The 12,764-nt window shown below is 33.1% G+C and carries 13 protein-coding genes and 1 riboswitch; of the genes, 12 read left to right on the plus strand and 1 reads right to left on the minus strand.

Annotated features, from left to right (window positions below; all coding sequences use genetic code 11):
• The first annotated feature begins 2 nt into the window (after window positions 1-2).
• The 12 genes from cobA to Q0842_RS06435 all read left to right on the plus strand — a co-directional run bounded on the left by cobA (window position 3) and on the right by Q0842_RS06435 (window position 11,589).
• Entirely contained in the window at window positions 3-764 is a 762-nt protein-coding gene (cobA, locus tag Q0842_RS06380; RefSeq protein WP_298495676.1) for a uroporphyrinogen-III C-methyltransferase, read from the plus strand.
• Window positions 765-767: 3 nt separating this feature from the next.
• Complete coding sequence (locus Q0842_RS06385) at window positions 768-1,352, plus strand: bifunctional precorrin-2 dehydrogenase/sirohydrochlorin ferrochelatase (protein ID WP_298495677.1); 585 nt, start codon at window positions 768-770, stop codon at window positions 1,350-1,352.
• Window positions 1,353-1,354: 2 nt separating this feature from the next.
• The gene (locus tag Q0842_RS06390; RefSeq protein WP_298495681.1) at window positions 1,355-2,410 is read left to right on the plus strand and encodes an NAD(P)/FAD-dependent oxidoreductase; all 1,056 of its coding nucleotides are present in this window, start codon (window positions 1,355-1,357) and stop codon (window positions 2,408-2,410) included.
• A 94-nt stretch (window positions 2,411-2,504) separates the two neighbouring features.
• A complete protein-coding gene (epsC, locus tag Q0842_RS06395) occupies window positions 2,505-3,248 on the plus strand; it encodes a serine O-acetyltransferase EpsC (RefSeq protein ID WP_298495684.1) in 744 nt (247 codons plus the stop codon).
• Entirely contained in the window at window positions 3,232-4,122 is an 891-nt protein-coding gene (gene cysM, locus Q0842_RS06400) for a cysteine synthase CysM (protein WP_298495687.1), read from the plus strand. The genes epsC and cysM overlap by 17 nt, the downstream gene beginning before the upstream one ends.
• 145 nt (window positions 4,123-4,267) lie before the next feature.
• Window positions 4,268-4,384, plus strand: a riboswitch (SAM riboswitch).
• Between the two features lie 48 nt (window positions 4,385-4,432).
• On the plus strand, window positions 4,433-5,452 hold the full coding sequence (locus tag Q0842_RS06405) for a homocysteine S-methyltransferase family protein (protein WP_298495689.1): 1,020 nt from the start codon (window positions 4,433-4,435) through the stop codon (window positions 5,450-5,452).
• Between the two features lie 8 nt (window positions 5,453-5,460).
• The gene (locus Q0842_RS06410) at window positions 5,461-5,742 is read left to right on the plus strand and encodes an antibiotic biosynthesis monooxygenase (RefSeq protein ID WP_298495693.1); all 282 of its coding nucleotides are present in this window, start codon (window positions 5,461-5,463) and stop codon (window positions 5,740-5,742) included.
• A complete protein-coding gene (metH, locus tag Q0842_RS06415; protein ID WP_298495695.1) occupies window positions 5,742-8,417 on the plus strand; it encodes a methionine synthase in 2,676 nt (891 codons plus the stop codon). The genes Q0842_RS06410 and metH overlap by 1 nt, the downstream gene beginning before the upstream one ends.
• Before the next feature lie 2 nt (window positions 8,418-8,419).
• Window positions 8,420-8,653, plus strand: coding sequence for a hypothetical protein (locus Q0842_RS06420; RefSeq protein ID WP_298495698.1), 234 nt, complete (start codon window positions 8,420-8,422; stop codon window positions 8,651-8,653).
• A 104-nt stretch (window positions 8,654-8,757) separates the two neighbouring features.
• The gene (metF, locus tag Q0842_RS06425; RefSeq protein ID WP_298495701.1) at window positions 8,758-9,714 is read left to right on the plus strand and encodes a methylenetetrahydrofolate reductase [NAD(P)H]; all 957 of its coding nucleotides are present in this window, start codon (window positions 8,758-8,760) and stop codon (window positions 9,712-9,714) included.
• Between the two features lie 34 nt (window positions 9,715-9,748).
• Window positions 9,749-10,846, plus strand: coding sequence for an acyloxyacyl hydrolase (locus tag Q0842_RS06430; RefSeq protein WP_298495703.1), 1,098 nt, complete (start codon window positions 9,749-9,751; stop codon window positions 10,844-10,846).
• Window positions 10,843-11,589, plus strand: a complete 747-nt coding sequence (locus Q0842_RS06435; RefSeq protein WP_298495705.1) for a head GIN domain-containing protein — start codon at window positions 10,843-10,845, stop codon at window positions 11,587-11,589. The genes Q0842_RS06430 and Q0842_RS06435 overlap by 4 nt, the downstream gene beginning before the upstream one ends.
• Here the strand turns inward: Q0842_RS06435 and Q0842_RS06440 are convergent.
• Window positions 11,578-12,762, minus strand: coding sequence for an acetate kinase (locus tag Q0842_RS06440; RefSeq protein WP_298495708.1), 1,185 nt, complete (start codon window positions 12,760-12,762; stop codon window positions 11,578-11,580). The genes Q0842_RS06435 and Q0842_RS06440 overlap by 12 nt on opposite strands.
• Between the last annotated feature and the right edge of the window lie 2 nt (window positions 12,763-12,764).

Here is a 12,764-nt window from a genome sequence, read left to right on the forward strand (position 1 = left end):
AAATGAAAATAAACTCCCCAAAATTAACCGTTGTAGGTGCTGGTCCAGGTGATGAAGATTTAATTACACTTAAAGCAATTAAGGTAATTGAATCTGCCGATGTTATTTTGTATGATGCACTTATAAATGAATCTTTACTAAAATATGCTTCGGATAATGCAGAACTTATTTTTGTAGGGAAACGCAAGGGGTGTTATGCATTTCAACAAGATCAAATTAACGAGTTAATTGTTACTAAGGCTAAAGAAAAAGGGCATGTAGTGCGATTAAAAGGAGGTGATCCATTTGTTTTTGGTCGCGGTGCAGAAGAGATTGATTATGTAAAAGAATTTGGTTTAGAGACCTATGTTGTTCCGGGTATTTCATCGGCGATAGCGGTACCTGCATATCAAGGAATACCTTTGACAAAAAGAGGGTCTTCGGAAAGTTTTTGGGTAGTAACGGCTACCACAAAAGACCATGCATTATCAATAGATGTTGAGTTGGCAGCAAAATCTACTGCAACTATAGTTATTTTAATGGGTATGCATAAACTGGCCGATATTGTAAAAGTGTTTTATGCTCAAAATAAGCGAAATACGCCAGTAGCTGTTATTCAAAATGGAACAAGAGATAATGAAAACGTAGGCATTGGAACGATACGAAATATACAACAAGTTGTCAAAGAAAAAGAACTTGCAGCACCTGCAATTATTATTATTGGAGATGTAGTTAAAGAGCGTGTTGTGTTAGATTCAATATCAAAAAAAGTTATTCAGAAATAAATTATGGAAAGAAATAATTTATATCCTATTTTTTTGAAATCTAAAAGTCTAAACGTTCTTATTGTTGGAGGCGGATTCGTCGCTGAAGAAAAACTAACGTTCTTATTAAAATCTAGTCCAGATGCTCACGTTACCATAGTATCGCCTTTGTTTAGAGAAGGCACAATAGAGCTAGCAAAAAAGGGTTGTGTAACATTAGTTAATGATATTTATAAAAAAAAGTATTTAATTGGCAAGCATATAGTAGTTGCAACGACAGATAAACCTGAGGTTAATATTCAAGTTTGGAAAGATTGTAGAGCAGAAGCTAAATTAGTAAATGTTGCCGATAACCCGCCATATTGCGATTTTTATATGGGAGGTATTGTAACCAAAGGAAACGTAAAAGTAGCGATTAGTACCAACGGAAAATCGCCAACAACAGCGAAACGTTTACGTCAGTTTTTCGAGGATGTCATTCCAGAAAATGTAGACGATTTAGTAAAGAATTTAAACGAATATAGAAAAACAATAAAAGGTGATTTCGAAGAAAAAGTAGAAAAACTAAACGAATTCACAAAAGGATTAATTGAAAAAAAAGAATCTTAGTAATGATTAAAACAGATATAATAATAATTGGCGCGGGGCCAACAGGTTTATTTACAGTATTCGAAGCTGGATTATTAAAATTAAAATGCCATTTAATTGATGCATTGCCACAACCAGGTGGACAATGTTCGGAGTTATATCCTAAAAAACCTATTTACGACATCCCTGGTTTTCCAGAAATTTTAGCTGGCGATTTAACCAAAAATTTATTAGAACAAGGCAAGCAGTTCGAGCCAGGTTTTACTTTGGGAGAACGTGCAGAAACGGTTGAGAAACAAGAAGACGGTACTTTTATTGTAACTACAAATAAGGGTACACAGCATCAAGCGCCTGTGGTTGCTATTGCTAGTGGTTTAGGGAGTTTTGAGCCTAGAAAACCACAACTTGAAAATCTTGCTAAATACGAAGATAAGGGTGTTGAGTATATTATAAAAGAGCCAGAAGTATATCGCGATAAAGATGTTGTAATAGCTGGTGGAGGAGATTCTGCATTAGATTGGAGTATCTTTTTAGCAGACGTAGCAAAAAGCGTAACACTTATTCATAGACGAAGCGAATTTAGAGGCCATTTAGATTCTGTTGAGAAAGTACAAGAACTTAAAAATGCAGGTAAAATTAATTTAATTACTCCTGCCGAGGTTACCGATATTATAGGAGATGGTAAGGTTGAAGCTATAGAGATTAAGAAAAAAGATGAAGACGCTTTTATTTTAAAAACAGATCATTTTATTCCTTTATTTGGATTGTCCCCTAAACTAGGACCTATAGCTAATTGGGGCTTAGAGATTGAAAAAAATGCTGTAAAAGTGAATAACGCATTAGATTATCAAACAAATATTCCTGGAATATTTGCTATTGGTGATGGTAATTTTTATCCAGGTAAATTAAAGCTGATTCTTTGTGGGTTCCATGAGGCTACTATTATGTGTCAAGCGGCTTATCAAATAATAAACCCAGGAAAAAAATACGTTTTAAAATATACAACAGTTAGTGGTATTGATGGTTTTGATGGATCTCGAAAAGAAGCTCCTAAAGCTGTAGTTCAAGCTATTAATTAGTGAAATTGGCCATTTTTTTTCGTGGTCAAAAATTAAAATATAATTTACAATCCTGCATGGTTTTTAATACCTTGCAGGATTCTATATTTAAAAGATGAAAAGTTATAACGTTTGCCTTAAAGACACCGCAAAAACATTTACTAAAAGATTGTTTTATTCCTTGTTTGATTGTGAACAAGAAGAAGCTCATGGAGATTATTTAGAAAAAACATTTCTTAAAATAGTATCTAAATTAGAGATTGAAAATGGCGAAGAAATTTGGGCTAAGTTTAAAATGGAACTTCCTGAGATTAGAAAAAAACTGGATTTAGATGCCATTGCTTTTGAAAGCAATGACCCTGCTTCTCATAGTTTAGCAGAGATTTACATGGCTTATCCTGGCTTTTATGCTATTTCAATATATAGATTGAGTCATGCACTTTACAAATTAGGTGTATATATTTTGCCTAGAATGATGAGTGAATATATTCATGGAATAACAGGTGTAGATATTCACCCAGGTGCAACCATTGGTAAATCTTTTTACATAGACCACGGAACAGGAATTGTTATTGGAGAAACTTCAATTATTGGAGAGCATGTTAAAATTTATCAAGGTGTAACTTTAGGAGGAATTTCAGTTTCTAAAGATTTGGCATCAACAAAAAGACACCCAACAATAGAAGATAATGTATGTATTTATGCAAATGCTACTATTTTAGGTGGCGATATTGTCATTGGGGCAAATAGTATCATTGGAGCGAATGTTTGGATTACTCAATCTGTTCCAGAAAACTCGTTAGTAACTTATCAAACAGAAATTAAAATAAGACCAAGAAAAAATGGAATTCAAAAATAGTATAATTGGTCAAATAGGTAACACACCTTTAGTCGAAGCAACACATCTTATATCAAAAAAAGGTGTAAGACTGTTTTTAAAATTAGAAGGTAATAACCCTGGCGGAAGTGTAAAAGACAGACCAGCTTTTAACATGATAAATGAAGCCTTAAAAAGAGGTGATATTAAAAAAGGTGGAACTTTAGTTGAAGCTACAAGTGGTAATACAGGAATTGCTTTAGCGTTTATCTCAAAATTATTAGGATTGAATATGGTATTAATCATGCCTGAAAATTCTACCGAAGAACGTGTTAAAACCATGCGTGCCTATGGCGCTGAAGTAATTTTAACACCAGCTGATGTTGGCATAGAAGGATCAAGAGATTTAGCATTCAAACTTAGAGATGAAAAAGGTTATACGCTTTTAAATCAATTTGAAAATGATGATAACTGGAAAGCACACTATAAAACCACAGGACCAGAAATTTGGAGAGATACTAAAGGTAAAATAACACATTTTGTGTCTACTATGGGAACCACAGGGACAATCATGGGGACATCTAAGTTTTTAAAAGAGCAGAATCCTGATATCACAATTGTTGGTGCACAACCCGCTGATGGTGCCAGAATTCCTGGTATTCGTAAATGGTCGCCAGATTATGTGCCTAAATTTTTCGACCGTTCTAGAGTAGATAAGGTTATAGATGTATCTGAAGAAAATGCAAAAACAGCTACAATTAACTTAGCTAAAGAAGAGGGCGTTTTCGCAGGTATGAGTAGTGGCGGCTCTGTGTTTTGTGCTTTAACAATAGCTGAACAAATTGAGGAAGGTGTTATTGTAGCCATAATTTGCGACAGAGGAGATAGATATTTATCTTCAACTTTGTTTGAATAGGTTTTGATAAACAGATATCCTGCAAGGTTTCAAAAAACCTTGTAAGTTTAATATATAAATGTCAACTAGGTCAAAAAAGACTGCTCAGTACAAGGAAAACAAAAATATAGTTAGTACTTTTGTGCGCGAGTTCATTAACGTACTAGTGTTATCAAGAAAGGTAGAGGGAATAGACCCATTGAAGCCTTGGCAACCTCCCGATCTTTTCGGGGAAGGTGCTAAATTCTACTAATAATTAATTTGATTATTGGAAAGATAACGAAAAGTGTTTCACAACTTTTCTTGATGACATGTAGATAATAAATATCAAATGTCGAGTATACAAAAAGCATTAAAAGATCGAATTTTAGTTTTAGATGGCGCCATGGGTACCATGCTACAAGCTTATAAATTTACCGAAGAAGATTTTAGAGGCGAGCGCTTTAAAGATTATCCAACTCCTTTACAGGGTAATAACGACTTATTATCTATTACTCAACCTGAAGCTATAAAAACTATTCATGGAAAGTATTTTGAAGCAGGTGCAGATATTGTTGAAACCAATACATTTTCTGGAACGACCATAGCTATGGCAGATTACCAAATGGAAGATTTGGTGTACGAGTTAAATTTTGAGTCTGCTAGAATAGCCAAGGAAGTTGCAAATGAATTTACAGCCAAAGAACCACATAAACCACGTTTTGTTGCAGGTTCCATTGGGCCAACAAACCGAACAGCTAGTATGTCGCCAGATGTAAATGATCCTGGGTATAGAGCAGTAACATTTGATGAATTAAGAATAGCATACAAGCAACAAGTAGAAGCTTTAGTTGACGGTGGCGTAGATTTATTGTTAGTCGAAACGGTTTTTGATACACTAAATGCAAAAGCAGCTTTGTTTGCTATTGAAGAGGTTAAAGATGAAAGAGGAATTGATATTCCAACAATGCTAAGCGGAACCATTACAGATGCTTCGGGAAGAACATTGTCTGGACAAACAGCCGAAGCATTTTTAATTTCTGTATCGCATATTCCATTGTTGTCTGTCGGGTTTAATTGTGCCTTAGGTGCTAATTTATTACAACCACATTTAGAGGCTATTGCTTCCAAAACAGATTTTGCAGTTTCAGCACATCCTAATGCAGGTTTACCAAATGCCTTTGGAGAATATGATGAAACTCCAGAAGAAATGGGTGAGCAAATTGAAGAATATTTAAAAAAGAATTTGATAAATATTATTGGTGGTTGTTGTGGTACGTCTCCAGAGCATATTAAGGTAATTGCAAATATTGCAGCTAAATATAAACCTCGTGAAGCTTTAGCAATTAGCGCAATAGACAATGCTCATTAAAGTATAATATGATTCTAGAAGTAGCAACATTAAACATTAAGAAAGGACTTTCTGTAGAATTTGAAATTAATTTCAAAAAGGCAGAAGGTATTATTTCATCAATGAATGGGTACATCTCGCATCAATTAAAAAAATGTATCGAGCAAAAAGATAAATATATTCTATTAGTAAATTGGGAAACCATTGAAGATCATGAGGTAGGGTTTCGTAAGTCAATAGAATATCAAGAATGGAAAGCGTTATTACATCATTTTTACGAACCATTTCCAAAAGTAGAGCATTATAAATAATGAAAATAAAACAAACAAAATACATGAAGTTGTCTGGTTTAGAACCTCTGGTTCTAAACGAAAACAGCAATTTTATAAATGTAGGAGAACGTACTAATGTTGCAGGTTCTCGAAAATTTCTTCGTTTAATAAAAGAAGAAAAATTTGATGAAGCTTTGGATATAGCACGTCATCAAGTAGATGGTGGCGCTCAAATTATTGATATTAATTTTGACGACGGATTAATTGATGGAAAAGAAGCCATGATTCGTTTTTTAAATTTAATTGCTGCCGAACCTGATATTTGTCGTGTGCCAATTATGATTGATAGCTCTAAATGGGAAATTATTGAGGCTGGATTACAAGTGGTGCAAGGAAAATGTGTTGTAAATTCAATCTCGCTAAAAGAAGGTGAAGAAAAATTTATTTGGGAAGCAAAACAAATAAAACGTTATGGAGCTGCTGTAATTGTTATGGCTTTTGATGAAGTTGGACAAGCTGATAATTATGAGCGTAGAATTGAAATAGCAAAACGCTCTTATGATATTTTGGTAAACAAAGTTGGTTTTCCTTCTGAAGATATCATATTCGATTTAAATATTTTTCCTGTAGCAACAGGAATGGATGAGCACCGTAGGAATGCTATCGATTTTATTGAGGCTACAAGTTGGGTGCGTCAAAATTTAGAAAATGTTTCGGTTAGTGGAGGCGTTAGTAACGTGTCATTTTCTTTTAGAGGGAATAATGGTGTGCGTGAAGCCATGCACTCTGTGTTTTTGTATCATGCCATTCAAGCAGGAATGAATATGGGTATTGTAAATCCAGCTTTATTAGAGGTTTATGATGATATACCAAAAGATTTATTAGAGCATGTTGAAGATGTTATTTTAGATAGAAGAGATGATGCCACCGAACGATTACTAGACTTTGCAGAAACTGTAAAAGGATCTAAAAAAGAAGCTGGTGCAGATTTATCATGGAGGGAAAACCCGTTACAAGAAAGAATTACTCATGCCTTAGTAAAAGGTATTGATGCTTTTATTATTGAAGATATTGAGCAGGCTAGACAAGAAGCAAACAAGCCTATAGAAGTGATTGAAGGCCACTTAATGATTGGTATGAATGTAGTAGGCGATTTGTTTGGTGCAGGAAAAATGTTTTTACCACAAGTGGTAAAATCTGCTCGCGTAATGAAAAAGGCAGTTGGATATTTAAATCCATTTATTGAAGCAGAAAAAACAGATAAGCAAGAACCTGTTGGTAAAATATTAATGGCAACAGTTAAAGGCGATGTGCATGATATTGGAAAAAATATTGTGAGTGTGGTATTGGCTTGTAATAATTACGAAATAGTTGATTTAGGTGTGATGGTACCACCAGAAAAAATTATTGAAACCGCAATTAATGAGCGTGTTGATGCTATTGGGTTGTCAGGATTAATTACACCATCACTTGACGAAATGGTGTATTTGGCTAAAGAAATGCAACGTCAAAATTTCGAGTTGCCATTACTAATTGGCGGGGCAACTACATCTAAAGCACATACAGCAGTTAAGATTGATACACAGTATAAAAGTGCAGTAGTTCATGTAAATGATGCCTCAAGAGCGGTAACAGTTGTTGGCGATTTATTAAATAAAAAATCATCGCATGCATATGTTGCAAAAATGAAAGCTGATTATGATGAATTCCGAACTAAGTTTTTAAAACGAGGTAAAGAAAAATCATATGTTTCAATTCAAGAAGCAAGACATAGAAAATATAAAATTGATTGGGAAACATCTGAAATTTTTAAACCTAAAGAGTTAGGAGTTCAGATTTTAAAGCAATTAAGCTTAAAAGAGTTGGAACCCTTTATTGATTGGAGTCCGTTTTTTAGAAGTTGGGATTTACATGGTAAATTTCCCGATATTTTAACCGATGAGGTTGTTGGAGAGCAAGCTACAATTATGTACCAGGAAGCTCAAATCATGATTAAAGATATTATAGCAAAACAACTGTTAAAACCTAAAGCAGTTTTTGGTTTGTTTGAAGCCAATAGTATTAATGAAGACGATATATCAGTTCAGAAAAAAGGAAAAGAAATTGCTGTGTTTAGAACTTTACGTCAGCAATTAAGTAAAAGAGAAGGTATTCCCAACCATGCGTTAGCAGATTTTATTGCTCCAAAAGAAACAGGGAAAACAGATTATGTTGGTGCTTTTTGTGTGGGAATTTTTGGGGCACAAGAATTGGCAGATAGTTATAGAGATAAGGAAGATGATTATAATGCAATAATGGCACAAGCTATTGCCGATAGATTTGCAGAGGCTTTTGCTGAATATTTACATAAGCAAATAAGAACCAAACATTGGGGTTATGCTGCCGATGAAGATTTAACGAATACCGATTTAATTAAAGAAAGTTATAAAGGTATTCGTCCAGCACCAGGATATCCTGCGTGTCCAGACCATTTAGAAAAAGAAACCATTTGGGATTTATTAGAGGTTGAAAAACTTATAGGAGTAAAATTAACAGAAAGTTTAGCCATGTGGCCTGCTGCTGCAGTATCTGGTTATTATTTTGCAAATCCCGAAGCTAAATATTTTGGTTTAGGTAAAATTACCGACGACCAAGTAACCGATTATTCCGAAAGGAAAGGTATCACAAAAGAGAAAGCTAGAAAGTGGTTAAACCCAACAATTGCAGAACAATAAATATGAAATTTATAGAATTAACTTTAGGCAGTTATATTATATCTCATGGATATGATAACAAAAATAAAGAGGTTTTACAGCATGTAAACTCAGATACGTTTTCCAAAAAACTGGTTGCAATTTCTAGAATAAAATCTGTGAGCGATAAATATATTTTAACAGATTATGTTGATGGAAGATGGATATATTGGGAGTATCAAGAACGTTTTGAAGATGTAAAAAAGTTATTGGGTTAACCTCTACGTTAAGCTTTGCAGAGAAAAGCCATTACATATGGTAATGCAAAAAGAATAAATATTGATGATATTTTCGCTGTGGCGAAAATGACAAAAAAGAATAAATGAAAGTAACAGAACACATTGAAAAAGCAAACGGAAAAACATTATTTTCGTTTGAAATTATACCGCCCCAAAAAGGAAGGAATATTCAAGAATTATATAATAATATTGATCCTTTAATGGAGTTTGAACCACCATTTATTGATGTAACAACTTCCAGAGAAGAGTATATTTATATTGATAAAGGAGATGGACTTTTGGATAGAAGGGTAACCCGTATGCGACCAGGAACGGTTGGTATTTGTGCGTCCATACAACATAAATATAATGTTGATGCTATACCGCATGTATTATGTGGTGGTTTTACTAAAGAAGAAACCGAATATGTGTTAGTGGATTGCCATTATCTAGGTATTCAAAATGTAATGGCTTTGCGTGGAGATGCTATGAGTCATGAAAAGTATTTTCAGGCTTGTAAAGGCGGCCATAAGTATGCTACAGATTTGGTGGCGCAAATCCAGAATTTAAATACTGGTAAATATTTACATGATGTTATTGAGACAGAACATAAGTCAGATTTTTGTATTGGTGTTGCTGGCTATCCTGAAAAACATATGGAGGCACCATCTTTGCAAACTGATTTAAGACGTCTTAAAGAAAAAGTTGATGCAGGTGCAGATTATGTTGTGACACAAATGTTTTTTGATAATAATAAATATTTTCAGTTTGTTGAAGCTGCAAAAGCTGCAGGCATTCATGTGCCAATTATTCCAGGGATAAAACCAATTGCCGTAAAGCGTCATTTACAATTATTACCTCAGGTTTTTAAAATTGATTTACCAGAAGAATTGATTACCGAAGTTGAGAAGTGTAAAGATAATAAAGGAGTAAGGCAGGTTGGTGTTGAGTGGGCCATACAACAATCGGAAGAACTTAGAAAAGCAGGAGTACCTGTTTTACATTATTATTCTATGGGTAAAAGTGATAATATTAAAGCAATTGCATCAGCTTTGTTTTAATAATTAAGTTACTTTTGCGGCACAAAACCTATTTATGCGCCTAATTTATTTATGTGTTTTTTGTTTAGTATTTAGCTTTTCTTTTTCTCAAGATAAGACCCATACATCGTATATTGATATTAACTACTTTCGTGGTAATATTGCATTACATAATAATGATATACTTCATCTAATAAAGGGACATCCAGAAGGTTACATATTAAGTTGGAACAAAAAAACGTATGGCTTCAAAGAATGGGAACAGCGTTATAATTATCCAGATTATGGTTTTTCTTATGCTTATCAAAATCTTAAAAATAATGTTTTAGGTAATGTAGCTTCAGTTTATGCTCATTATAATTTTTATTTTTTTAAACGTAATTTAATGTTTCGAGTTGGGCAAGGAATAGCTTATGCAGAAAACCCATACCATAAAGAAGACAATTTCAGGAATATTGCATATGGTTCGCACCTTATGAGTAGTACGTATGCAATGCTTAATTATAAAAAAGAACATATTGTAGGCAGGTTTGGTTTACAAGCTGGTTTTAGCTTATTACATTATTCTAATGCAAACTTTAAAGCTCCTAATGCAAGTACAAACTCTATAGCACTTAATTTTGGAGTTACTTATAGTTTAGATGATAACGAATTAGATTACCAAAATACTTTAAGTGAAAATGATAACAAGTTTAAACAGCCTATAAAGTATAATATTGCTTTTAGAACGGGTTTAAATGAGAGTGATATTGTTGGGAGCGGGCAATTTCCATTTTATATTTTTTCGGCATATGCTGATAAACGTATCAATAGAAAAAGTGCTTTTCAATTAGGAACAGATGTGTTTTTATCAAAATTTTTAAAAGAGTTAATCTATTATAGAGGTGTGTCTTTTCCTGAAGAAAATGTGTCTGGAGATGAAGATTATAAGCGTGTAGGTGTTTTTGTGGGTCATGAGTTATTTATTAATAAAACATCTTTAGTTACTCAAGTGGGTTATTACGTGTATTACCCTTATGATTTTGAAGGTCAAACGTATTTAAGAATAGGGTTAAAACGTTATATTAATAATAAATTGTTTGGAGCTTTAACATTAAAATCTCATGGAGCAAAAGCAGAAGCTGTAGAATTTGGAATTGGAGTTAGATTATGAAAAAAATAATTTATATCATATCATTTTTTTTAATATTTGCTTGCGATAGCGAAAACTCTGGTGACTGTTTTAAGAACACAGGAAGTATTATACAGCAAGAAGTTATTGTTGATGCTTTTGATAATGTATTAGTAAATAGAGATATTGAATTAATAATTAAAGAAGGTAGTGAACAAAAAGTAGTTATAGAAACAGGTGAAAATTTGTTGGTTAATGTTGATGCTATAGTTACAGATGGAAGACTAACGTTAACAGATAATAATACTTGTAATTATACCAGAGAATATGGAGTTACCAAAGTATTTATAACATCACCTAACATTAATAAAATAAGAAGTTCTACCCAATATGATATAAGTTCAGATGGTGTTTTAACCTATCCAAGTTTAACTATCTTATCTGAGGATTTTGGAGCACCAGAAACTATAACAAGTGCTAATTTTAACTTGCAAATAGATAATAATTCGTTTCAAGTTGTATTTAATAATTTATCGAATTGTTTTGTTTCAGGCAAAACCGAAAATTTAAACGTCAAATTTGCAGCAGGTACCTCTCGATTTGAGGGACAAAATTTAGCAGCCCAAAAAGTGTTTGTTTCAAATAGAGGGTCAAACGATATGATAGTAAACCCACAACAAGAAATTACGGGTAAGATATTAGGAATTGGAGATGTAATTTTAGTAAATACACCTCCAATTATTGATGTTGAAGAAGTTTATATTGGTAGGTTATTATTTAAATAAATCCACCGATTGTTTTGCTATTTCTAGTTCTTCATTTGTTGGGATAACCAGTACTTTTACTTTTGATTCATCTGTGCTTATAACAGTTAATTCGTCTGGTCTAATATCATTTTTTTCAGCATCTAAAATTATTCCTAAATAGTCCATGTCTTCACAAACACGTCTTCTCATTTCAGGAGAGTTTTCGCCAATTCCAGCTGTAAATATAATGGCATCTAAGCCATTTAAAATAGCGGCATAACTACCTATGTATTTTTTTATACGATAGGCATTCATTAATAAAGCAAGTTCGCAGTCTTTGTTTCCTTTTGCAGCTTCAGCTTGAATGTCTCTCAAATCACTAAAACCTGTTAAGCCAAGCATACCACTTTTTTTCTGTAAAAGAGTGTTAATCTCGGCTGTAGAATAATCAAATCTTTCAGCTAAATGAAATATTATTGATTGATCTATATCTCCTGATCGAGTACCCATAATAAGGCCATTTACAGGAGAAAATCCTAAGGAATGGTCAATACTTTTTCCGTCCTTTACAGCTGTCATACTACATCCATTTCCTAAGTGAATACTAATAATTTTTGATTGTTTTTTCTCCAAATATTCATTAGCTTTTTCTGAAACAAATTTATGACTTGTACCATGAAAACCATATAAACGAATATTGTGTTTATCTAAAAACTCATTAGGAATAGCATACTTATAAGCATGTTTTGGTATAGACTGATGAAAAGCCGTATCAAACACAGCTACTTGTTTTGCATTTGGAAATATAGCTTCAGCAACCTCGATACCTTCTAAATTTGCTGGATTATGAAGTGGTGCTAAGCTAGATAGTTCTCTAATTTTGTTTTTTACTGCAGGTGTGATTTCTGTTGTAGCTGTAAAATATTGTCCACCATGTACAACACGATGCCCAACAATGTTAATAGCATCTGAAGATTTAATAATACCTGTTTCTTTATTTAATAATTGTTTTGAAAGTAATTCTAAACCAACTTTATGATTTGGAATAGCTTGTATAACCTCAATACTATCTTTATCTGTTTTGAATTTAAAAATACCATCATCCAACCCAATACGCTCAATCAAACCTGAGCATAGAATCGTTTTTTCTGGCATAGAAAACAATTGAAATTTTAAAGATGAACTTCCTGAATTTAAAACTAATACTTGCATTT

Origin of the sequence: uncultured Algibacter sp., assembly GCF_947495675.1 — a bacterium.
Lineage (GTDB): Bacteria > Bacteroidota > Bacteroidia > Flavobacteriales > Flavobacteriaceae > Algibacter_B.

Excerpts from the sequence above, each read along its gene's own strand:
- cobA (WP_298495676.1), top strand. The coding sequence starts at position 3 with ATGAAAATAAACTCCCCAAAATTAACCGTTGTAGGTGCTGGTCCAGGT.
- Q0842_RS06385 (WP_298495677.1), top strand. The coding sequence starts at position 768 with ATGGAAAGAAATAATTTATATCCTATTTTTTTGAAATCTAAAAGTCTA.
- Q0842_RS06390 (WP_298495681.1), top strand. The coding sequence starts at position 1,355 with ATGATTAAAACAGATATAATAATAATTGGCGCGGGGCCAACAGGTTTA.
- epsC (WP_298495684.1), top strand. The coding sequence starts at position 2,505 with ATGAAAAGTTATAACGTTTGCCTTAAAGACACCGCAAAAACATTTACT.
- cysM (WP_298495687.1), top strand. The coding sequence starts at position 3,232 with ATGGAATTCAAAAATAGTATAATTGGTCAAATAGGTAACACACCTTTA.
- Q0842_RS06405 (WP_298495689.1), top strand. The coding sequence starts at position 4,433 with ATGTCGAGTATACAAAAAGCATTAAAAGATCGAATTTTAGTTTTAGAT.
- Q0842_RS06410 (WP_298495693.1), top strand. The coding sequence starts at position 5,461 with ATGATTCTAGAAGTAGCAACATTAAACATTAAGAAAGGACTTTCTGTA.
- metH (WP_298495695.1), top strand. The coding sequence starts at position 5,742 with ATGAAAATAAAACAAACAAAATACATGAAGTTGTCTGGTTTAGAACCT.
- Q0842_RS06420 (WP_298495698.1), top strand. The coding sequence starts at position 8,420 with ATGAAATTTATAGAATTAACTTTAGGCAGTTATATTATATCTCATGGA.
- metF (WP_298495701.1), top strand. The coding sequence starts at position 8,758 with ATGAAAGTAACAGAACACATTGAAAAAGCAAACGGAAAAACATTATTT.
- Q0842_RS06430 (WP_298495703.1), top strand. The coding sequence starts at position 9,749 with ATGCGCCTAATTTATTTATGTGTTTTTTGTTTAGTATTTAGCTTTTCT.
- Q0842_RS06435 (WP_298495705.1), top strand. The coding sequence starts at position 10,843 with ATGAAAAAAATAATTTATATCATATCATTTTTTTTAATATTTGCTTGC.
- Q0842_RS06440 (WP_298495708.1), bottom strand. The coding sequence starts at position 12,762 with ATGCAAGTATTAGTTTTAAATTCAGGAAGTTCATCTTTAAAATTTCAA.